The organism is Hydrogenophaga sp. PBL-H3 (genome assembly GCF_010104355.1).
Classification (GTDB): Bacteria; Pseudomonadota; Gammaproteobacteria; order Burkholderiales; family Burkholderiaceae_C; genus Hydrogenophaga.
In genome coordinates, this window is record NZ_CP044972.1 from 337498 (window position 1) to 359424 (window position 21927).

Below are 21927 nucleotides of genomic sequence, written 5' to 3' on the forward strand. Positions count from 1 at the left end.
ATTCGCTGTCGGCGTGGGCGAATTTCAAGGGGGCGGGTGGCAACACCCGCCCCCTTGGTTTTTGTAGCAAGCATCCTTCATTTGGTGTGCCTCGGCGCCGAGTCGTCAGAATGTCGTAAGGGAAAAACACGAGACGTGAACACCCCTTGCAGGCCGACAATGACAGGCTGCTTTCAATACCAAGTTCTGGAGATCACGCATGACCGCATCAACGGCCGAACGTCCCTGGTTGGGCTCGTATTCACCGGGTGTGCCCGCCGACATCGACGTGGCGCAATACAGCTCGCTGGTGCATCTCATGGAAGAGAGCTTCGGCAAGTTCGCCAGCCGGCCGGCCTACAGTTTCATGGGCAAGCAGATTTCGTTTGCGCAGACCGACAGCCTGTCTCTGGCCTTTGCGGCCTATCTGCAAGGTCTGGGATTGGTCAAGGGCGATCGTGTGGCCATCATGATGCCCAACGTGCCGCAGTACCCGGTGGCGGTGGCCGGCATCCTGCGCGCGGGTCTGGTGGTGGTCAACGTCAATCCGCTGTACACGCCGCGCGAGCTGGAGCACCAGCTCAAGGACTCGGGCGCCAAGGCCATCGTCATCATCGAGAACTTCGCCAGCACCTTGCAGCAATGCATCGCCAACACGCCGGTCAAGCACGTGGTGCTCACCGCCATGGGCGACCAGCTCGGCCTGCTCAAGGGCGCGCTGGTGAACTACGTGGTGCGCAACGTCAAGAAAATGGTGCCTGCTTTCAGCCTGCCGCAGGCCGTGCGCTTCAACGAGGCCATTGCCAAGGGCACGCGCGGCACGCTCAAGCGCCCCGACATCAAGCCCGACGATATGGCGGTGCTGCAATACACCGGCGGCACCACCGGCGTGAGCAAGGGCGCGGTGCTGCTGCACCGCAACGTGATCGCCAATCTGCTGCAGTCCGATGCCTGGAACGAACCGGTGATGAAGCGTGTGCCCGAGGGCGAGCAACCCACCAGCGTGTGCGCCCTGCCGCTGTATCACATCTTTGCGTTCACGGTGAACATGATGCTGGGCATGCGCACCGGCGCCTTGAACATCCTGATCCCCAATCCGCGCGACCTGCCGGCGGTGATGAAAGAGCTGAGCAAGCACACCTTCCACAGCTTTCCCGCCGTCAACACGTTGTTCAACGGCGTGGCCAACCACCCCGATTTCAACACCGTGAACTGGAGCAACCTCAAGGTCTCGGTGGGCGGTGGCATGGCGGTGCAAGGCGCCGTGGCCAAGCTCTGGCTGGAGAAGACCGGCTGCCCCATCTGCGAAGGTTATGGCCTGTCCGAGACCAGCCCCTCGGCCACGTGCAATCCAACCACAAGCACGGCATACAGCGGCACCATCGGCCTGCCGCTGCCCAACACCCACATGAAGTGCCTGGACGATGACGGGCGCGAGGTGCCGATGGGCCAGCCCGGCGAGATCGCCATCAAGGGGCCGCAGGTGATGGCCGGCTACTGGCAGCGGCCCGACGAGACCGCCAAGGTCATGACGCCAGACGGTTACTTCAAGACCGGCGACGTGGGCGTGATGGACGAGCGCGGCTACTTCAAGATCGTGGATCGCAAGAAAGACATGGTGCTGGTCAGCGGCTTCAACGTGTACCCGAACGAAGTGGAAGACGTGGTGGCGCAGTTGTCCGGTGTGATGGAGTGCGCGGTGGTCGGAGTGCCCGATGACAAGTCGGGCGAAGCGGTCAAGCTCGTCATCGTGAAGAAGGACGCGGCCTTGACCGAAGCCCAGGTGCGCGACTACTGCAAGGCCAACCTCACGGGCTACAAGCAGCCCAAGGTGGTGGAGTTCCGCGCCGAACTGCCCAAGACCCCGGTGGGCAAGATCCTGCGGCGCGAATTGCGCGACAAGAAATAGTGGCAGGCCCCACCGCCCTCGTCAGCGCCCTGCACGAAGAGCTGGCAGCCGTGCTGGCGCTTATGCCCGATGAGCAGCAGCAGATCGTGGGCGGACGCACCTTCTGGCGTGGTCACCTGCACGGGCATGACGTGGTGGCCGTGCTGTCGGGCATTGGCAAGGTGGCCGCTGCCACCACGGCCACCGCCCTGATCGAGCGCTTCGGCGTGCAGCGCATCGTGTTCACGGGCGTGGCCGGTGGCCTGGGGGATGGCGTCAACGTGGGCGACGTGGTGGTGGCGCAGCGCTTCCTGCAGCACGACATGGACGCCTCGCCGATCTTTCCGCGCTTTGAAGCGCCCGGTTACGGCCGCTCCACGTTTGAGGCCGACGCCTTGCTGACCGCGCAACTGGCGCAAGCGAGTGAGCAGGTGTTGCACACGCTGCCATCGCAACTCGGTGTGGACGTGTTGAATGCCTTCGGCCTGCGCACGCCACGGTGCCACCAGGGCCTGCTGATCAGCGGCGATCGTTTCGTCTCGACCAACGCCGAAAGTCAGGCCCTGCGCGATGTATTGCCCGGCGCGCTCGCGGTGGAAATGGAGGGTGCAGCGTTTGCCCAGGTGTGCCACGACTACGGCGTGCCGCTGGCGGTGGTGCGCACCATCTCCGACCGCGCCGACGATGCGGCGCATGTGGATTTCCCGCGCTTCCTGCGCGAGGTCGCCAGCCGCTACAGCGGCGCCATCATCGATGCGCTGCTGACGCAGCCCTGAGGCGGCCTACCGCAACCAGCCGCGCTTGCGGAAATACAGCATCGGCACCACGGCCGAGAGCACCATCAGCGCCAGCGCCACCGGGTAGCCGTATTGCCATTGCAGCTCGGGCATGAATGCGAAGTTCATGCCATAGCTGCTGGCCACCAGCGTGGGCGGCAGCAGCGAAACACTGGCCACCGAGAAGATCTTGATGATCTTGTTCTGGTTGATGTTGATGAAACCCACCGTGGCGTCCATCAAGAAGTTGATCTTGTCGAACAGGAAGGCCGTGTGGCTGTCCAGCGAATCGAGGTCGCGCAGGATCTGGCGCGCGTCTTCAAACTGCTCGGCACTCAGCAGGCGGCTGCGCATCATGAAGCTGACCGCGCGACGCGTGTCCATCACGTTGCGGCGGATGCGGCCCGACATGTCCTCGTGGCGCGCGATGGCTGAGAGCGCCTCGCTCAGCAGGTTGTCCGAGGCGTTGCTGTTGAGCACCTTCTTGCTCACGGTTTCGATCTCGTCGTAGATGTCTTCCAGCGTGTCGGCGCAGTACTCGGCGTCGGCGTCGAACAGCATCAGGAGCACGTCCTTGGCGTTCTCGATCAGGCCCGGCATGCGGCGCGCGCGCATGCGCAGCAGGCGGAACACCGGCACGTCCTCGTCGTGGATGGAGAACAGCACACCCTGGCTCTTGAGGGTGTCGTTGTGCTCGTTCAAGATGAAGGCCACCCGCACCGCGCGCGGGTCCTCTTCGTCGTCGATCAAAAAGTCGGAGCGCACATGCAGTTCGCCGTTGTCTTCCTCGAAGAAGCGGGCCGACTCCTCAATGTCCTCGTCCATCGCGTCTTCGGGGATCGACAGGCCAAAGTGTTGCTTGACCCAGCGGCGCTCTTCGGGGGTGGGGTCTTCCAGGTCGACCCAGATTGGCTTGAATTGAGCGAGCTCTTCGAGCGACTCGATCTCTTCCTGGAAGAGGCGGCCATTGGCCAGGGTGAATACGTTGAGCATGGAGCGCTCCCGGCGAAGTCTGCTGTCTGAAAGGGCGGGCCGCGTGGGCGGGCCCGAGGGCGGTAAAGGTGCTTTCAGCCAGCAAGCCGCCCGATGCAGGTCGCCGCGCGGGCGGCGGCGATCAGACGGTGACGGGGGTGGCTGAAAGCACGCAACTGGGGGGCGTGCTGTCCATGAGGCTCTCCGTGGGTAAATTCGACCGGCGAATTATGGCACCGCTGCCGTTTCCGAAGGTGGCGCATGAGGTGCCATGAAGTGCATCAGTTCGTCCTTTCGACGCCAGGCATCGTGTTCGCCGAGTTCGATGAGGGCATGCACGAAACCGGGCTCGAACAGCAGGTAACTGGCCAGCGACGCGGCGCTGCCGGCCGCGCCCCGCGCGGTGTCCAGCGCGCCCAGTCCGACCAGGGTGTTGCGGGTGGGCGCAGGCAATTCGCCAATGTGCTTGCGCGCCAGCTCGTCGAGCGAAAAGCTGGGCTGAATGGCCAACACGTCGACCGGGCGGTAAGGCAGGGCCGCGGCCAGGGCCGGCGGCAGGCGCGACAAGGTCTGGCTCACGCGCTGGGCCTGCTCCACGTCGGCTTGCAAGGTGTCGTGAAACACGCTGGCCATGGCATGGCCTGCGATGGTGCCGGCCGTGGGATCGCCCGCCGTGCGCGCCACCATGCCCGAGCGCTGCGGCTGCCCCACGCCGATCACCAGCACGCGGCGCGCGCCGAAGTGGATGGCCGGCGACAGCGGCGAGAGCTGGCGCATCGAGCCGTCGCCAAAATGTTCCTTGCGGCCTTCGACCCACAGCGGCACCGATGGAAAGAGGAACGGGATGGCGCTGGACGCCATCAGGTGTTCGATCGTGATGGGCTGGAAAGTGGCCCGGCGTCCCGGGCGGTGCCACGGCTGCACCGTGTGGCCGGAGTGGGTCTGGCAGAAAGTCCAGTGTTCACCGGTCGTGTAGCTGGATGCGGTCACGCCCAGCGCTTGAATGGCGCCTTGCTCCAGCGCGAACTCCAGGCCCGGCAGGTCGATTGCCCTGTGCAATGTGTTCACCAGCGGCAGCGTGTCCAGCAAAGCGCGGTGGCGCCGCACCTGGCGCGCCAGCGTCCAGCCCGCCACCACCCGGTTGGCGCGCACCCAGCCCGGCGCTTCCAGTCGGTAGACCTGCTCGGAACGCAGTCCCATCCAGAACGTGGCGAGCCGCGGCAGCGCAGACAAGCCTTGCAAGGCGATGCTGCCCAAGTAGACCGCATTGAGTGCGCCGGCCGAGGTGCCGAACAACCATTGAAAGGGAAACACCTGGCTCCCGGCAGGCTGCATGGCGGCCAGCGCCTTGAGCACACCGGCCTGGTACGCGGTGCGCGCGCCGCCACCCATCAACACCAACGCGCAGGCGTCGGGCCTCACGTCGTGTGAGGAGGGGGTCAGCATGTTGTGCGTGATGATGGTGTCGAGGGACATGGGCGTCGGTGTCGAATGCAGAAGGCTCAGCGCGCGCGCGCAATGAACTGCTGCAGCTCAGCAGGATCCACCGGTTTGTGCATCACGGTCAGTCCGGCAGCCCGCACGGCGTTCATCACCTCGGTGCTGGTGTCGCCGGTGACGATGGCCACCGCCAGGTCGGGCCTGGCGTGCTGCCGCAAGAGGTGCGCAACGGCAAGCCCGTCGCAGTCCCGCGTCAGGTGGTAGTCGACCAGCGCGGCGTTCAGCTCGCCCCGGCTGAATGCTGCGATGCGGGTGGCCTCCTCGGCGTTCGAGGCTTGCAGGGGGCTGTGCCCCCAGCTTCGCAGCAGAAAAGACATGGCCGCCAGGATGTCCTGGTTCTCCTCGACGACCAGCACGCGGCGTCCACCGGCGTGTTTCGACGCAGGGGCTTCAATGGATGACAGCCCGACGGGCTGGTGGCTGCCCTTCGCACGGGGCACCCGGATGGAGAACATCGAGCCCTTGCCCAGCGCCGAGCGCCAGCCCAGGCGCACACCGATCAACTGGGCCGAGCGGTGCACGATCGCCATGCCCAGCCCGAACCCCCGTGTCTGGCTGCTGTCCACATGCGCGTTGCTGCCTTGGTAAAACTCCTCGGTGATGCGCGACAGCTCGTGCGGCGAGATGCCAATACCGGTGTCCCAGACCTGGATGTCGACACTGCTGCCTCGCGAACGTGCCGCCACCAGCACTCCGCCGCGGTCGGTGTAGCGCACGGCGTTGCTGACCAGGTTGCTCAACATCGTGTGCAGCACCGACGGATCGCTGTGCACCCAAAGCCCGCCATCGTGCATGCGCAGCCGCAGCCCCTTGGCTTCAGCCTGCGCCGCCACTTCGTCCACCACCGCGCACAGCAGGGGCTCCAGGGGAAAGTCTTCGGTGACCACCCGCACTGCATCGGCATCCAGCCGGGAGACGTCGAGCAAGCGGCTGAGCAGCTGGCCCATGGTGCCCAGTGCCGACTGCATGCGGTCGGCCATGTCGCCCAGCGCTGGCGCAGACAGCCGACCCTCTTGCGCCATGCGTTTGAGCGCCGGAACGAACATGCTCATGGTATGGATCGGCTGACGCAGGTCGTGGCTGGCGGTGGCCAGAAACCGCGTCTTGGCCTTGCTGGCAGCTTCCGCCGCGTCTCTGGCAAGTGAAAGTTCAGCCACCAACGCTTCGTTCTCGAAACGCAGGCGAAGGGCTTCCTCGATGGCCGACGCAATGCGCCGTGCAAACAGCTCGGCCATCAACAGGAACACCAGGGCGAGCACGCCCAGTGTCATCGCACGGGCATCGCCGCTGAGCATGCTGCGCATTGCAAACGGCACCAGGGCAGGCACGCCAAAGGCCAGATGCGCCGGGAAATAAGGCCCCAGCGACTGGGTCGCGCTGGCCACGATGGCCGCCAGGATCATGACCACCACCGCCTGCGTGTGCGGATCGTCGGGGCTGAAGAACAAGGCCGTCAGCGAACCCCACAGCAAGCCGGCGACAAACGACGCCAGGATGAACCAGCAGGCCCAGCGGGGTGCCTGCGCCTGGTCTGGCTGTGTTTGCTGGTAGTGCCGGGCTCCCCACCACCGCACGGCGCACAGCGCCACCATGGCCCCCAGCCAGTACACAACCCATCGGGAAGGCTGGCCGTTCATCAGGCGCAGCGCGGCGGTGCCGATGGCCAGCATCAACGTACCCACGACCATGGCGGGGACATTTCGCTCGAGCAGCCGCATCTGCTCGTGCAGCAGCCGGTCTTGCGAGGTTGAGACGCTGAGCATGCGCACGAGCATAGGACAAGCGCGGCCACATGAGCGTGGAAGTCGCCTGCTTGAATGACAACGGTCACATTCGGAGGTCTTCGCACGCTTTGTTGCCCTTGCCGGCTTGCGCCACAGAGGTTTCGTGTGCATAGTGGACTCAAGACATCCCCGTGGCCGTCGGGAGGTCTTGCCCCAGGCGGCTTGTCTCAACCCGGAGCATATGGAGGCTCTTTTATGAACCTGACGATCAGTGGTCACCACCTTGAGGTCACACCCGCCCTGCGCGGTTACGTCACCAGCAAGCTCGAACGCATCTCCCGACACTTCGACCAGGTGGTCGACATGAAGGTGCTGTTGACGGTGGACAACCTCAAGGAAAAGGACCTGAGGCAGCGAGCGGAATGCAACATCCACGTCAAGGGCCGCGACCTGTTCGCCGAGAGCGCCCATGCCGATCTCTACGCTGCCGTCGATGAACTGGCCGACAAGCTGGATCGGCAAGTTCTTCGTTACAAAGACAAGGCGCAAGACCACCACCACGACACGGTCAAGCGCTTGATGTGATGAATGTCACGGGCAATTGCCCGTGAGGGAAAACCCGATGCTGCGCTGCAGCAGGCCGCTTGGAAAGTCAAGCGGCTTTTTTGTGCCCTCAGTCTAGCCAACACCGCTCAACTGGTCATAATTTGCGCTCCAAGAGGGCCTACATGAACCGACTATCTGCCATATTGCCTGCCGCGCAGGTGCTCGTCAGCGTGGATGCAACCAGCAAGAAGCGCGCATTCGAAGAAGCAGGCCTGCTTTTCGAGACCCTTCACGGACTCAACCGCGCGCTCATCACTGACAGCCTGTTCGCCCGCGAGCGCCTGGGCTCCACCGGCCTGGGTCACGGCGTGGCAATCCCTCACGGACGCATCAAAGGTTTGAAGCAGCCCTTGGCCGCGGTGTTTCAGCTGGCCAGCCCGATCGGCTTCGATGCCCCCGACGAATTGCCGGTGCAGCTGATGATCTTTTTGCTGGTGCCCGAGGCCGCCACGCAGAAGCATCTGGAGATCCTCTCCGAGATTGCCGAGTTGTTGAGCGACAGCGGTCTGCGTGAACAGATGAAGACCTCCGCAGACGCCATCGCACTGCACAAACAGATCACGTCCTGGCAGTCTGCGCATGCGCCGGCCTAAGCCACTTTGAAACCCACCGTCGTCAGCGCCGATGTCCTGTTCGAGGACCATCGAGACGCCCTGAAGTGGCAATGGATCGCAGGGCTTGGCGCTTCCGAGCGCCGGTTTGACGAAGTCGCCATCCGCGCGGCGCGTTCGGGTGCCGATCTGGTCGGTTACCTCAACTACATCCATCCCTACCGCGTGCAGGTGTTCGGCGAGCGTGAAGTCGCGTACCTCACCAGCCCGAGCGACGACGACAACAAGCGCCGCGTGGCGCGCATCGTCACGCTGGAGCCACCGGTGCTGGTGGTGGCCGATGGCCAGACCGCACCCGATGCGCTCACCGCCATGTGCGAGCGCGCGCAGATACCGATGTTCGCCACGCACGAGTCGGCGGCGTTCGTCATCGACGTGCTGCGGGCTTATCTCTCGCGCCACTTCGCCGACCGCGCCTCCATGCATGGCGTGTTCATGGACATCTTGGGCATGGGCGTCATGATCACGGGCGAGTCGGGCCTGGGCAAGAGCGAGCTCGGGCTGGAACTCATCTCGCGTGGCCATGGCCTTGTGGCCGACGATGCGGTGGACCTCTACCGCATCAACCAGACCAGCATTGAAGGCCGCTGCCCCGAGCTGCTGCAGAACCTGCTGGAAGTGCGCGGCATCGGCCTGCTCGACATCAAGGCGATCTTTGGCGAGACAGCGGTGCGGCGCAAGATGCGCCTCTCGCTCATCGTGCACCTGGTGCGCCGCGAAACCATGGAGCGCGACTATGAACGCATGCCCCACGAGCCGCTGTACCAGGACGTGCTCGGCGTGCCGGTGCGCAAGGCGGTGATCCAGGTGGTGGCCGGCCGCAACATCGCTGTGCTGGTGGAAGCGGCCGTGCGCAACACCATCCTTCAGTTGCGCGGTATCGACACGTACCAGGAATTTGTCTCGCGCCACCGCGCGGCCATGTCGCGCGGCGAGTGACGGGGGCTTAAGTCGCGCGGTGCGTGTGGCCCTGGCCCTTGTGCGGGCAGTCGGTCTTGGTGCAATTGGCATACAGCGACAGGGCGTGCTCCTGCAGCACGAAACCTCGCGTCTTGGCCACTAACTGCTGGCGCTTCTCGATCTCGGCGTCAAAAAATTCTTCCACGCGGCCGCAGTCCAGGCACACCAGGTGATCGTGGTGCTGACCTTCGTTGAGTTCGTACACCGCCTTGCCCGACTCGAAGTTGCTGCGCGTGAGCAGTCCCGCTTGCTCGAATTGCATGAGTACGCGGTAAACCGTGGCCAGGCCGATATCGGAGCGTTCTTCGAGCAGCACGCGAAACACGTCTTCGGCCGTCATGTGGCGCTGCTTGGCGTTCTGGAACACCTCCAGGATCTTCAGCCTGGGCAGCGTGGCTTTCAGGCCCGTGCTCTTGAGTTCTTCGATGTTGGTCATGGCGGTGAGCGCGCTGGGCGTTGATCGGGCGGGCGGGTGTGCTTGCAGTGCCTTCAGGCCCCAAGACTACAATGAAAGGATCATATCGTCAGCGTCTGGCGAACGCTGCTTACCTGCTCCGGCACTGCCTGCGCGCACGCCCTTTCCACGGTCAGACCCCATGCTTCACCACACACCCGATCGCGCTCATCTGTCCACCCCTGGCCAGCGACCGAACCGCCCGTTGCGGTGGGTCTGCGTGCTCGCCGCGCTGGCAGCCCTGTCGGCCTGCTCCAGCGTCACCAGCCGCATGCCCGGCATCACCAGCCTGGTCAGCCCGTACAAGATCGACATCCTGCAAGGCAACGTGGTCACGCGCGAGCAGGCCGCGGCCCTGCAAACGGGCATGACCCGCGATCAGGTGCGCGACATCCTGGGCTCGCCGCTCCTGGCCAGCGTGTTCCACGCCGATCGTTGGGACTATGTGTTCACCTTCCGTCGCCAAGGTCAGACGCCGCAACAGCGCCGCCTGACGGCGTTCTTCAAGGCCGATGTGCTTGAAAAATTCGAGGCCGACGAATTGCCCACCGAAGCGGAGTTCGTGGCGTCGCTCGACGCGGGCCGCAAGTTCGGCAAGGTGCCGCCCCTGCAGGCCACCGAGGCCCAGCTCAAGACCTTCGACGAACGCAACAAGACCACCGCGCCCACCGCGCCTTCCGCCCCTGCGGCGACGCCTGCCGCGAGCTACCCACCCCTGGAGACCCCGGGAGCCGCTCGATGAGCGGCGCGGCGAGTCTGCACCGCGTCTGCGTGGCCGGTGCCAGCGGCCGCATGGGCCAAATGCTGGTGGAAGCTGTGCGCAGCAGCGGCGACTGCCAGCTCACTGGCGCACTCGACATCGCCGCCAGCCCGATGCTGGGCCAGGATGCCGCCGGCTTTGCGGGTCAGGCCAGTGGCGTGCTCATCGCCGCCGATCTCGCCCAGGGCCTGCGCGGCAGCGAGGCGCTGATCGACTTCACCCGCCCCGAGGGCACGCTGGCGCACCTGCGCGAGTGTGCGAAGCACGGGGTCAATGCGGTCATTGGAACCACCGGTTTCAGCGAAGAGCAAAAGGCCGAGATCGCAGAGGCGGCCAAGTCGATCGCCATCGTGATGGCGCCCAACATGAGCGTGGGCGTGAACGTCACGCTCAAGCTGCTGGAGATGGCGGCCAAGGCGCTGGCCACCGGCTACGACATCGAGATCATCGAGGCACACCACCGCCACAAGGTGGACGCACCCAGCGGCACCGCGCTCAAGATGGGCGAGGTGATCGCCGACGCGCTGGGCCGCGACCTCAAGGACTGCGCGGTCTACGCGCGCGAAGGTGTGACGGGCGAGCGCGATCCCTCCAGCATCGGCTTCGCCACCATTCGCGGAGGCGACATCGTGGGCGATCACACAGTGCTCTTCGCCGGCACCGGCGAACGCATCGAGATCACGCACAAGTCCAGCAGCCGCGCGACTTACGCGCAGGGCAGCCTGCGCGCGGTGCGCTTCCTCTCGGGCAAGACCCACGGTCTGTTCGACATGTTCGACGTGCTCGGCCTGCGCTGAGCCCCCTCACCATGGACGCAAGCGGGTCCCTGGGCCTCGTTCAGACCCTCGCGCAGGCCGATGCGCTGGGCCGCGCAGTGGCACTCTTGCTGCTGGCCATGTCGGTGGCGAGCTGGGTGGTGATTCTGTGGAAGGGCTGGCTGTTGCGCCGCGCCGCACGCGACCTGCAACTGAGCACAGCCGCCTTCTGGCAGGCCTCCGATCTGGACGATGCGCAGCGCCGGCTGGCCACCTTTGATCTTCAACTGCTGGTGCTGCCGCTGCTTCAGGCAGCGCAAGGTTTGAACACCGCTCCAGCCTACACGCTGGCTGCTGCTGGCGACCGCTCGCAGCAGCTCACCCGCGTGCTGCGCGATGCGCTGCACCGTGTGTTGCACCGCCTGCAATTCGGCCAGGTGCTGCTGGCCACTGTGGGATCCACCGCGCCGTTCGTGGGCCTGCTCGGCACGGTCTGGGGCATCTACAACGCACTCACCGGCATCGGGCTCGATGGCGGTTTCCGCATCGAGCAGGTTTCGGGTCCGGTGGGTGAGTCGCTGGTGATGACGGCCGCCGGCCTGGTGGTGGCGATCCCCGCCGTGCTCGCCTACAACGTGCTGGGCCGCCAGATTGCGCGCATCGAGGCCGACCTGGAAGGCTTTGCGCGCGACCTGCGCGAACTTCTGGTCCACACCCCATGAGCTTCGGCAGACTTGAAAAGCCGACCAGCCACAAGCCCATGAGCGAGATCAACGTGACGCCGCTGGTGGACGTGATGCTCGTGCTGCTGGTGATCTTCATCATCGCGGCCCCTTTCATGGCCGACCGACTGGCCCTGCAACTGCCCAAGGCCGAGCTACCCAAGGCCGCCACGCCCGTGCAGCCGGGCCCCTTCGTGTCGCTGGCCATCGACGGGCAAGGCCAGATGCAATGGAACGGACAGGCCGTGGACGAGGTGGCGCTGCGCCAGCGCCTGCTGGAGGCCGCGCAGCGCGACCCGGCCACCGAGGTGCAGCTGCGTGCCGACGCCAGCGTGCCCTATGGCCGCGTGGTTTCGCTGATCGGCATGGCGCAATCGGCCGGGCTCTCGCGCATCGGCTTCGTGGCCGAGTCGGCAGCCCCGCGCTGAATGGCCAGGCCTGCGGGCGGCACACGGCCCAAGGCCTAAAATCCGGCATCTCCCCGCGCCATTGCGCGCAGCTTCTCCCTTCACCGTCGCCGGCTGGTCCGGACCCTGTTTCATGCAACAAACATACGCCCACCGGCAAGTCGAGCGCGCCGCGCACGCCCACTGGAACGCCACCGACGCCTACCGCGTGACGGAAGACGCGAGCAGGAAAAAGTTCTACGCCTGCTCCATGCTGCCCTACCCCAGCGGCAAGTTGCACATGGGCCATGTGCGCAACTACACCATCAACGACATGCTCGCGCGCCACCTGCGCATGAAGGGTTTCAACGTCCTCATGCCCATGGGCTGGGACGCGTTCGGCCTGCCGGCGGAAAACGCGGCACTGAAAAACGGTGTGCCACCCGCGAAGTGGACGTACGAGAACATTGCGTACATGAAGCAGCAGATGCAGGCCATGGGTCTGGCCATCGACTGGTCGCGCGAAGTGGCCACCTGCGACCCGAGCTACTACCGATGGAACCAGTGGCTGTTCCTGAAGATGCTGGAGAAGGGCATCGCCTACCGCAAGACCCAGGTCGTCAACTGGGACCCGGTGGACATGACCGTGCTGGCCAACGAACAGGTGATCGACGGCAAGGGCTGGCGCACTGGCGCGGTGGTCGAGAAGCGCGAGATCCCGGGCTACTACCTCAACATCACCTCGTACGCCAACGAACTGCTGGACCACGTGCAGATCGGCAACCCCAAGGCCACCCTCAATGGCTGGCCCGACAAGGTGAGGCTGATGCAGGAAAACTGGATCGGCAAGAGCGAAGGTGTGCGCTTTGCATTCGCGCACGACATCAAGGACGCCGGTGGCGCGCTGATCGGCGACGGCAAGATGTACGTGTTCACCACGCGTGCCGACACCATCATGGGCGTGACCTTCTGCGCCGTGGCACCCGAGCACCCGCTGGCCACGCAGGCCGCATCCAACAACCCTGCGCTCGCCGCCTTCATCGAAGAGTGCAAGACCGGTGGCACCACCGAAGCCGAACTCGCCACGCAGGAAAAGAAGGGCATGGCCACGGGCCTGACCGTGACGCACCCGCTGACCGGCGAGGCGGTGGCCGTGTGGGTGGGCAACTACGTGCTCATGAGCTACGGCGACGGCGCTGTGATGGGCGTGCCCGCGCACGACGAGCGCGACTTCGCGTTCGCGAAAAAATACGACCTCAAGATTCAACAAGTGGTGGCTGTGGAAGGCGAGGCCTTCAGCCTGGACGCCTGGGCCGACTGGTACGGCGACAAGCAGCGCGCTACTTGCGTCAACTCCGGCGCCTTCGACGGCCTGCCGTACAAGGCGGCGGTGGACGCCGTGGCGGCCCAGCTTGCTGCCAAGGGCCTGGGCGAGAAGAAAACCACCTTCCGCCTGCGTGACTGGGGCGTGAGCCGACAGCGCTACTGGGGCACCCCCATTCCCATCATCCATTGCGCCGAACACGGCGCAGTGCCTGTGCCCGAGAAAGACCTGCCGGTGGTGCTGCCGCAGGACTGCATTCCCGACGGCTCGGGCAACCCGCTGCACAAGCACGAAGGCTTCCACGCCGGCGTGGTCTGCCCGGTGTGCGGAAAGCCCGCGCGCCGCGAGACCGACACCATGGACACCTTCGTGGACTCGTCGTGGTACTTCATGCGCTATTGCGACCCCAAGAACAGCGAAAAGATGGTCGCCGAGGGCGCGGACTACTGGATGCCGATGGACCAGTACATCGGTGGCATCGAACACGCCATCCTGCACCTGCTCTATGCGCGTTTCTGGACCAAGGTGATGCGCGACCTCGGCCTGGTGAAAGTGGATGAACCCTTCACCCACCTGCTCACGCAAGGCATGGTGCTCAACCACCTCTACAGCCGGCGCACCGAGAAGGGCGGCAAGGATTACTTCTGGCCGCACGACGTGGAGAACGTGCTTGACGAAGGTGGCAAGGTCGTGGGCGCCAAGCTCAAGAACCCGGCCACCAGCGGCGACGGTTTGTTGCCGGTGGGCACGCCCATCGACTACGAGGGCGTGGGCACCATGTCCAAGTCCAAGAACAACGGCGTGGACCCGCAGGACCTGATCGAGAAGTACGGCGCCGACACCGCGCGCCTGTACACCATGTTCACCGCACCGCCCGAGGCCACGCTGGAGTGGAACGACGCGGCGGTGGAGGGCAGCTACCGTTTCCTGCGCCGCGTGTGGGCCTTTGGCCTCAAGCTCTCGTCCACAAATCGCCTGGGGGCGCTCGCGGCCGGTGTGTCCGGCCAGGCGCTGTCCAAAGGTGCCAAGGCGCTGCGGCTGGAGATGCACACCGTGCTCAAGCAGGTGGACTACGACTACCAGCGCATGCAATACAACACCGTGGTCTCGGGCGCCATGAAGATGCTCAACGCTCTTGAAGACTTCAAGCCCGACGGCTCCACCGGTGACAACGCCGCGCTGGCCGAAGGCCTGAGCATGCTGCTGCGCTGCATCTACCCGGCCACGCCGCACATCGCGCACACGCTGTGGTCCGAGCTGGGTTACCCCGGCGAGCTGCTCGACGCCGCCTGGCCTCAGCCCGACGAGGCTGCCTTGCAGCGCGACGAGATCGAACTCGTGCTGCAGATCAACGGCAAGCTGCGCGGCAACGTGCTGGTGCCTGCCAACGCCGACAAGGCCGCCATCGAAGCGGCCGCGCTGGCCAGCGAGGCCTTCGTCAAACAGGCTGCCGGCGCACTGCCGAAAAAAGTGGTGGTCGTGCCCGGTCGCCTGGTCAACGTGGTGATCTGAAAGCCCCTGCATGACGAACCAACGCACTTTGAGCCCACACCGCCGCGCCTGGCTGCAACTGGCCCTGGGCGCGGCCGCGCTCGGCCTCTCGGGCTGCGGCTTCGCGCTGCGCAAGGCGCCTACCTTTGCGTTCGACACGTTGCGCCTGCAAGGCATGGAAGGCACGCAGGTGAGCCGCGAGCTGCGCGAAGCGCTGCAGGCCAACGGCGTGCGCGTGCTCACCTCCACCACACCCGCCACCGGCCCCGGTGCCCAGACGGCGCAGGCCATCCTCACCGTTCTCACCGACCAGCGCGAACGCGTGGTGGTGGGCCAGACCGCCGCGGGCCAGGTGCGCGAACTGCAGCTGCGCACCCGCTTCGTGTTTCGCCTGCGCACGCCCGCCGACAAGATCCTGATCGACGACGTCGAATTGCTGCTGGAGCGCGACATCAGCTTCAACGAAACCCAGGTGCTGGCCAAGGACGCTGAAGAACAACTGCAGTACCGCGACATGCGCAGCGACATCGTGCAGCAGGTGGTGCGGCGTCTGGCGGCGGTGAAGTCGCTCTGATCGCTCCATGCAGGTCGCAGCCAACCAACTCGCCGCCCAACTGCAGCGCGGCCTGAAAAGCCTCTACACGCTGCACGGCGACGAACCGCTGCTGATCCAGGAGGCGGCGGACGCGATCCGCGCGCAGGCGCGTGCGCAGGGCTGCAGCGAGCGCACGGTGCACACCGTGGCCGGCGCGCACTTTGACTGGGGCGAGGTGCTGGCCAGCGGCGGCTCGATGAGCCTGTTTTCCGACAAGCAGCTGATCGAGATCCGCATCCCCTCGGGCAAGCCTGGCAAGGACGGGTCGCAGGTGCTGCAGCAGATCGCCCAGCAGGCCGAGAACAACGACAGCACGGTCACGGTGGTGATCTTGCCCCGGCTGGACATGGCCACGCAGAAGGGCGCGTGGTTTGCCGCCCTCGACAGCTTTGGCGTGTCAGTGCGCGTGGAGCCCGTGGACCGCAAGGCCTTGCCGCAGTGGATTGCGCAGCGCCTGCAACTGCAGGGCCAACGGGTCTTGGCGGGGGAGGAGGGCCAGCGCACGCTGCAGTTTTTTGCCGACCGCGTGGAGGGCAACCTGCTGGCCGCGCACCAGGAGATCCAGAAGCTCGCGTTGCTGCACCCGGCGGGCGAGCTGTCGCTGGAGCAAGTGGAGTCGGCCGTGCTCAACGTGGCGCGATACGACGCTTTCAAACTCGCCGAGGCGGTGCTGGGCGGGCAGAGCGTGCGCGTGCAGCGCATGCTCGACGGCCTGCAGGCCGAGGGCGAAGCGCCGGTGCTGGTGCACTGGGCGCTGGCCGAAGACATTCGCACACTGCACCGCGTGCGCACCGCACTCGATGCCGGCCGCCCGCTGCCCATGGCACTTCGCGAGAACCGCGTGTGGGGCGTGAAAGAGAAGCTCATGGAGCGCGCGCTCCCCTTGCTGAACATGGCCACGCTCACGAAATGGCTGGACGACGCGCACACGGTGGACGGCATCGTCAAAGGCCTCAAGTCACCGGGCTGGCCGGCCGATCCCTGGCAGGCCTTGCAGCAGATGGCGATGAAAGTGACGCTGGGCTGCAGCTTGAGGTGATGGCTCAGGCCCGTTGCTGGGCCGCCTCACGGAAATCACTCGGAGAAACCCCCGTGTGTTCCCGAAACACGCGGCTGAAATGTGCCGTGTTGTTGAAGCCCCAGGAGAACGCGATGTCGGTGATGGTGCGTTGCGTACCGCCGCTCTGGCGCAGCTCGCGCATGCAGGCCTGGATGCGCTGGCGCTGGATGTAATGCGCTGGCGTGTCCTCTTCCGCGCTGAACGCGTTGTGCAGGTGGCGCTTGCTGCAGTTCAGCGCCTGCGCAATGTGGTCCAGCGTGAGTGACGGGTCGCGCAGGTGCTGCCCGATGTGCTCGCGGATGCGGTCTCTGAAGGCTTCGAGCTGCGTCACGCTGTTCTCGCGGCCCGCGAGTTCCTGCAAGGACAAGCGCACCAGCTCCACGATGAGCTCACCCGCGCCGCGCGCCGCTGTCTCGCTCATTTGCGGCAGCTCCTGGTAGGTGCTGCGCATGGTCTCCAGCGCCACGCGTGCGATGCCGCTCACACCGCCCACGTGCCGCGCCATCAGCGGCTCCAGCTTGATGCCGCGCTCGGTCAACTGTTCCTTGGGCAGCATCACGATCAGGTGTTCCACCCGCTCGGGGTTGGCAATTTCGTAGCTGCCCGTGGTGTCGTAAATCGCCCAGCCGCCGGGCCGCACCCAGGCCTCGCGCCCTTGCTGTTGCACCGTCGCGCTGCCCTGCCAGGGCGCCACGATCTTGAGGAAGGCGCGGTCGTTGGCGCGCGCCAGTTGTGGGCTCTTCAGCACGCGGTGGCGGTTGGCTTCGAGCTTGGTGAGCACCACATCACCCGCGGTCGATGCGCTCATGTGGCCGTCAAAGCCGGTGTCGCCGTAGAGGTCGGACTCCAGCCCGCCGAAGTGTGTCCAGACCCAGTCGCGCCAGATGGCGGCGCGCTCGATCGGCGCAACGCTGTCGGTGCTCATCACGGAGGCAACGGCCATGGGGGTCTCCGGGGGGTGGTCAGAAGCACAAATTATCGGCCGCGCCCACCGTCCCCGCGGACCGTGTGCTTGAGGGTTTACCCGAGGCGCCATGCACGTTCCGTCAAGCAGGTAGTGCACCCACAGCACAGCGCGCCACCGCGCCCGTGCCTACCATGCGGTTCTCAGCCAATCCACACCCGCAGGAGACACAACATGGTTCAAGCCAATCGCCGTCTGGTCATCAAGGGCGCCGCCGCCGCGGTCGGCGCCATGTCGTTCGCTCCCGGGCTCATGGCGCAGTCCGCGCCGGTGCGCATCGGCTATTCGATGTCGCGCACCGGCCCGTGGACGGGCGGCGCGCAGGTGAGCCAGGAGCCCAACTATTTGCTCTGGGCCGAGCAGCAGAACGCTGCGGGCGGCCTCGATGTGAAAGGCGTCAAGCGCCAGATCGAGCTCATCAGCAGCGACGACCGCAGCGACACCGAGACCGTGGTGCGCACCTACGAAAAACTCATGGGCAGCGACAAGGTCGACCTGGTGCTGCCGCCCTGGGGCTCCAACGCCAACTTCGCCGTGGCCCCGCTGGCCAACCGCTTCCAGTACCCGTTTCTTGCGCCCACCGCGCTCTCGCGCCGCCTGGTCGAGATGAAGCTGCCGTATTTCTTCCTCATGCTGCAGCAGCCCGCGCCCATGACCAACGCGCTGGTGGACATGCTCAAGGCCAACGGCGTGAAAACCGTGGCGCTGATCTACGTGGACGACCTGTTTGGTCTGGAGAACTACGCCGCATTCAAGGTGGCGCTGCAGGGTAGCGGCATCACCATGGTGGAAGACAAGAGCTACCCCGGTGGCGTGAAAGATCTCTCGCCCGTGCTGCGCTCCATGAAGGACAAGAACCCCGACGCCTTCGTGGGCTTCACCTACCCGCCCGACACCATCCTGGCCAGCCGCCAGGCCAAGGAAGTGGGCTTCAACCCGAAGTTCTTCTACGCCTCGGTGGGCACCGCCTTCCAGCTCTACCGCAACGTGATGACCCCCGCCGGTGCCGAAGGCGTGCTGGGCATGGGCTCGTGGAACGGCAAGACCAGCCCGGGTGCCAAGGCCTACTTCGACGCGCACACCAAGAAGTTCGCCGGCAAGGAACCCGACCGCTGGGCCAGCGGCGCTTGCTGGGCCAGCCTGGAGATCCTCACCAAGGCGGTGAAGGCGCAGGGCCTGGACCGCAAGGCCATCCGCGACTTTGTGGCCGGCAACACGCACAAGACCATCCTGGGCGACATCAAGTTCAACGGCAGTGAAAACGTGGGCACGCCGGGCACGGTGGGGCAGTGGCAGAACGGAGAGTTCGAGGTGGTGTGGCCGAAGACGGTTGCCACGGCTGCTTTGAACCCCAGCAAGCCTGTGTGGAAATAAGCGCCTTCGTTTACCCGCACATCCGTTCGGACGGAGCCCAATTCCGTTCGGGCTGAGCCTGTCGAAGCCCATCCACATCCCGTTCGTGTGAGCCCTTCGACAGGCTCAGGGCGAACGGGGTTGTGTTTCCGGTCCCCCAAATCACATGTCCTTTTCCGCCTGGCTCGAACTCCTCGCCTCCGGTCTCATCACCGGGGGCATCTACGCGCTCGTCGCGCTCGGGCTGAACCTGCAGTACGGGCTGATGCGCATCCTCAACATCGCGCACGGCGAGTTCTTGATGGTGGGGGCCTACCTCACCTGGATGGCGCAGACTTCGCTCGGCCTGAACCCGCTCTTCATGGTGCCGGTGTCGTTTGCCATGCTGTTCGTGCTGGGCTGGGTGATCCACCGCTTGTGTTTCCGCCGCCTGACCGCCACTTCGCCCAACCTCGACATCTTTGAAGCGCGCGGCCTCATGGTGGCCTTCGGTCTCATGTTTCTGGTGCAGAACTTCGCGTCGTGGATGTGGGGCGGCGATTTGCGCGGCTACGACTTCCTGACCGAACCGGTGCAGATTCCGCTGCCCGACGGCACCGCCCAGTTCGCCGGCAACAAGCTGCTGGTGTTCGCGCTGGCCCTGCTGTTCTCGGGCGCGCTCATCGTGCTGATGCGCACCACGCTGCTGGGCAAGGGCGTGCGCGCGCTCATGCAGTCGCCCACCGGCGCGCAGCTCATGGGCATCAACACCCAGCGCCTGCACCCGCTCATGTTCGGCATCGGCCTGGGCCTCTCGGGCGTGGCCGGCGCACTCCTGTCCATGTCGTACACCATCAGCCCGTCCATGGGCGAGCCCTACACCGTCACCGCGCTCATCGTCATCACGCTGGGCGGCTTCGGCAGCATGGGCGGCGCGCTGGCCGGTGGTCTGTTGCTGGGCGTCATTGAAGCCCTGGGCATGCATTTCACCAACCCCTCGCTCAAGGCCTTGTTGAGCTACGTGGTCTTCATCAGTGTGCTGTTGCTGCGGCCTGAAGGACTCTTCACCCGGAAAAGCCGCAAGTCATGAACTCAAGACAATTCCTCATCCGCGACCTGCTGGTCCTCTTCGGCCTCACCGGCTGGGCCATCGCGCTGCCGGGTTTCGCCAGCGAGTTCGCCGTGTCCATGGCGCTCACCTGCCTGATGTACATCGCGCTCTCGTCGAGCTGGGCGCTGTTCTGCGGCACCACGCGCTACCTGTCGCTCGCCACCTCGGCCTTCTTCGGCATCGGCGCCTACACCAGCGCCATCTTGCTGGAGCAGGTGTCGTGGGCACAGGCCATCGGCCTGGGTGCGCTGATTGCCGCCGGCGTGGCGGTGGTCATGGGCGCGGCCGTGCTGCACCTGCGCGGCACCTACTTCGCGGTGCTCACCTTCGGCATGACCGAGCTCATCCGCCACGCCATCAGCTACTTCGAGAAAAGCGTCACCGGCACCGTGGGCCGCGTGCTCATGGTGGTGCCCGATCGCGACACCATCTACCTCACCGTGCTCGCGCTCGCCGTGATCACGGTGGCGCTGTCCATCACCATCCGGCGCACGCGCTTTGGTCTCGCCATGCTGGGTATTGGCGCCGACGAGCAGCGCGCCCAGACGCTTGGCGTGAACACGCGCTGGGTCAAGGTGGCGGGCTTCGCGCTCACCGCCGCGGTGGCTGGCGCGGTGGGCGCGGCCATGTCGGTGCGCTGGACCTACATCGACCCGCACACCGTGTTCAACCCCTTCATCGGTTTCCAGACCGTGCTGATCGCGCTCATCGGCGGTGCGGCCACGCTGTGGGGCCCGCTGATCGCGGCAATAGTCTTCAGCGTGCTGGCCGAAACGCTGCGCCTGCAGGTGCCGCAGATCTACATGATGTCGCTGGGCCTGTTGCTCATTCTCTCGGTGCTGTATCTGCCGGGTGGCCTCGCTTCGCTGCGCACCGAGACCTTCCGCGGCTGGCGCGATGGCGCCAAGGCCTGGTGGATCGAGACGCGCGACGACCTGAGTGGCGAGACGAAACGCCGCAAGCTCCGCGACAAACAATTGAGGGAGCGCCGCGATGTGTTTTGAAGTGAAGCAAGCTCCGTTCGGGCTGAGCCTGTCGAAGCCCCTCCACGCCCTCGTTGCAAGAGCCCTTCGACAGGCTCAGGGCGAACGGGGGGTTGTGGCTCATGGCGCAACAAGAGGCCGGACATGACCCCACAACCCCTGCTCGACGCCCGCGACATCACCGTGCGCTTCGGCGGCCTCACCGCGGTGGATGCTGTGAGCGCGCGTTTCATGCCGGGCGAACTCGTCGGCATCATCGGCCCCAACGGTGCGGGCAAAACGACCTTCTTCAACGCCATCTCGGGCGTGACCAAGCCCACCAGCGGCGCACTCACGGTGCAGGGGCGCGAACTCAGCGGCCAGGGCCCGCACCGCTTTGCGGCCAGTGGTCTCGCCCGCACCTTCCAGACCCCGCGCACCTTCGCCGACATGCTCGTGCGCGACAACATCGCCTTCGGTCTGAAGTTCGCAGGGCGGCGCCCGCGCAAGTACCTCTGGTGGGGCGAAGAGACCACGGTGCCGTGGGTGCTGCGCACGCCCGAGAGCATCCTCGGCCTCATTGGCCTGGGTGCCCAGGCCGATCTGCCGGCCGCGGCCATCACGCCGTCGCAGCAGCGCCTGCTGGAGATCGGCATGGCGCTGGCCACGCGCCCGCGCATGCTGCTGCTCGACGAAGTGGCCGCCGGCCTGACTGAGAACGAAGTGGAGGAGATGGCGCGCCTGATTCGCCGCTTGCGCGACGAGCTCGACCTCACCGTGGTCTGGATCGAACACGCCGTGACCACGCTGCTGCGCCATGTGGAGCGGGTGATCGTGCTGCACCAGGGCAAGAAGATTGCCGACGGCACACCGGCCGAGGTGGTGCGCAACGCCGAGGTGATCGAGGCCTACCTGGGCGACGAGATGAACGAGGAGACCACCGCATGATGTGGTACCGCCCCACCCCCTTCGAACTCGGCGGCGGTGCGCGCGCA

Annotated in this window: 21 protein-coding genes; 16 read left to right on the forward strand and 5 right to left on the reverse strand. The window is 65.6% G+C overall.

What is annotated here, in order from left to right:
• The first annotated feature begins 199 nt into the window (after positions 1-199).
• Together F9Z44_RS01610 and F9Z44_RS01615 are read left to right on the forward strand one after the other, a co-directional pair.
• Positions 200-1888, forward strand: a complete 1689-nt coding sequence (locus F9Z44_RS01610) for a long-chain-fatty-acid--CoA ligase (protein ID WP_159602991.1) — start codon at positions 200-202, stop codon at positions 1886-1888.
• 62 nt (positions 1889-1950) lie between these two features.
• The gene (locus tag F9Z44_RS01615; protein WP_442907280.1) at positions 1951-2643 is read left to right on the forward strand and encodes a 5'-methylthioadenosine/adenosylhomocysteine nucleosidase; all 693 of its coding nucleotides are present in this window, start codon (positions 1951-1953) and stop codon (positions 2641-2643) included.
• Positions 2644-2649: 6 nt separating this feature from the next.
• On the opposite strand, the gene corA is transcribed toward F9Z44_RS01615, so the two are convergent.
• From corA to F9Z44_RS01630, 3 genes are all read right to left on the reverse strand, one after another.
• Positions 2650-3636, reverse strand: coding sequence for a magnesium/cobalt transporter CorA (corA, locus tag F9Z44_RS01620; RefSeq protein ID WP_159602994.1), 987 nt, complete (start codon positions 3634-3636; stop codon positions 2650-2652).
• 207 nt (positions 3637-3843) lie between these two features.
• The gene (locus F9Z44_RS01625; protein WP_159602995.1) at positions 3844-5091 is read right to left on the reverse strand and encodes a patatin-like phospholipase family protein; all 1248 of its coding nucleotides are present in this window, start codon (positions 5089-5091) and stop codon (positions 3844-3846) included.
• Positions 5092-5117: 26 nt separating this feature from the next.
• A complete protein-coding gene (locus F9Z44_RS01630; protein ID WP_159602996.1) occupies positions 5118-6878 on the reverse strand; it encodes an ATP-binding response regulator in 1761 nt (586 codons plus the stop codon).
• Positions 6879-7094: 216 nt separating this feature from the next.
• Between F9Z44_RS01630 and hpf the strand changes: the two genes are divergently transcribed.
• The 3 genes from hpf to hprK all read left to right on the forward strand — a co-directional run bounded on the left by hpf (position 7095) and on the right by hprK (position 8995).
• Positions 7095-7424: a ribosome hibernation-promoting factor, HPF/YfiA family gene (gene hpf / locus F9Z44_RS01635; RefSeq protein ID WP_056264433.1), complete on the forward strand. Its 330-nt coding sequence runs from the start codon at positions 7095-7097 to the stop codon at positions 7422-7424.
• Positions 7425-7567: 143 nt separating this feature from the next.
• Entirely contained in the window at positions 7568-8038 is a 471-nt protein-coding gene (locus F9Z44_RS01640) for a PTS sugar transporter subunit IIA (protein ID WP_159602997.1), read from the forward strand.
• A gap of 6 nt (positions 8039-8044) precedes the next feature.
• Positions 8045-8995 carry an HPr(Ser) kinase/phosphatase gene (gene hprK / locus F9Z44_RS01645; protein WP_159602998.1) on the forward strand — a complete coding sequence of 317 codons (951 nt, stop codon included), beginning with the start codon at positions 8045-8047 and terminating at the stop codon, positions 8993-8995.
• Between the two features lie 7 nt (positions 8996-9002).
• Here the strand turns inward: hprK and fur are convergent, their stop codons facing one another.
• Positions 9003-9452 (reverse strand): ferric iron uptake transcriptional regulator, encoded by a 450-nt coding sequence (fur, locus tag F9Z44_RS01650; protein WP_159602999.1) that lies wholly within the window; start codon positions 9450-9452, stop codon positions 9003-9005.
• Between the two features lie 160 nt (positions 9453-9612).
• Between fur and F9Z44_RS01655 the strand changes: the two genes are divergently transcribed.
• From F9Z44_RS01655 to holA, 7 genes are all read left to right on the forward strand, one after another.
• On the forward strand, positions 9613-10212 hold the full coding sequence (locus F9Z44_RS01655) for an outer membrane protein assembly factor BamE (RefSeq protein WP_159603000.1): 600 nt from the start codon (positions 9613-9615) through the stop codon (positions 10210-10212).
• Positions 10209-11027, forward strand: coding sequence for a 4-hydroxy-tetrahydrodipicolinate reductase (gene dapB, locus F9Z44_RS01660; RefSeq protein ID WP_159603002.1), 819 nt, complete (start codon positions 10209-10211; stop codon positions 11025-11027). The genes F9Z44_RS01655 and dapB overlap by 4 nt, the downstream gene beginning before the upstream one ends.
• Positions 11028-11038: 11 nt before the next feature.
• Complete coding sequence (locus F9Z44_RS01665) at positions 11039-11707, forward strand: MotA/TolQ/ExbB proton channel family protein (protein ID WP_159603003.1); 669 nt, start codon at positions 11039-11041, stop codon at positions 11705-11707.
• Positions 11704-12135, forward strand: a complete 432-nt coding sequence (locus F9Z44_RS01670; RefSeq protein ID WP_159603004.1) for an ExbD/TolR family protein — start codon at positions 11704-11706, stop codon at positions 12133-12135. Before F9Z44_RS01665 ends, F9Z44_RS01670 begins: the two co-directional genes overlap by 4 nt.
• Positions 12136-12247: 112 nt before the next feature.
• Positions 12248-14929, forward strand: coding sequence for a leucine--tRNA ligase (leuS, locus tag F9Z44_RS01675; protein WP_159603005.1), 2682 nt, complete (start codon positions 12248-12250; stop codon positions 14927-14929).
• A gap of 10 nt (positions 14930-14939) precedes the next feature.
• On the forward strand, positions 14940-15482 hold the full coding sequence (locus tag F9Z44_RS01680) for an LPS-assembly lipoprotein LptE (protein ID WP_159603006.1): 543 nt from the start codon (positions 14940-14942) through the stop codon (positions 15480-15482).
• Positions 15483-15489: 7 nt separating this feature from the next.
• A complete protein-coding gene (holA, locus tag F9Z44_RS01685) occupies positions 15490-16542 on the forward strand; it encodes a DNA polymerase III subunit delta (protein WP_159603007.1) in 1053 nt (350 codons plus the stop codon).
• Positions 16543-16546: 4 nt separating this feature from the next.
• Here the strand turns inward: holA and F9Z44_RS01690 are convergent, their stop codons facing one another.
• On the reverse strand, positions 16547-17506 hold the full coding sequence (locus F9Z44_RS01690; protein ID WP_159603008.1) for a helix-turn-helix domain-containing protein: 960 nt from the start codon (positions 17504-17506) through the stop codon (positions 16547-16549).
• Positions 17507-17701: 195 nt separating this feature from the next.
• Here F9Z44_RS01690 and F9Z44_RS01695 point away from each other — a divergent pair, with 195 nt between their 5' ends.
• The 4 genes from F9Z44_RS01695 (at position 17702) to F9Z44_RS01710 (ending at position 21880) form a co-directional block, all read left to right on the forward strand.
• On the forward strand, positions 17702-18901 hold the full coding sequence (locus F9Z44_RS01695) for an amino acid ABC transporter substrate-binding protein (protein WP_159603009.1): 1200 nt from the start codon (positions 17702-17704) through the stop codon (positions 18899-18901).
• 145 nt (positions 18902-19046) lie between these two features.
• On the forward strand, positions 19047-19949 hold the full coding sequence (locus tag F9Z44_RS01700) for a branched-chain amino acid ABC transporter permease (RefSeq protein WP_159603011.1): 903 nt from the start codon (positions 19047-19049) through the stop codon (positions 19947-19949).
• The gene (locus tag F9Z44_RS01705; protein WP_159603013.1) at positions 19946-20974 is read left to right on the forward strand and encodes a branched-chain amino acid ABC transporter permease; all 1029 of its coding nucleotides are present in this window, start codon (positions 19946-19948) and stop codon (positions 20972-20974) included. The genes F9Z44_RS01700 and F9Z44_RS01705 overlap by 4 nt, the downstream gene beginning before the upstream one ends.
• Before the next feature lie 123 nt (positions 20975-21097).
• Positions 21098-21880 (forward strand): ABC transporter ATP-binding protein, encoded by a 783-nt coding sequence (locus tag F9Z44_RS01710; RefSeq protein ID WP_159603015.1) that lies wholly within the window; start codon positions 21098-21100, stop codon positions 21878-21880.
• The last annotated feature ends 47 nt before the right edge of the window (positions 21881-21927 follow it).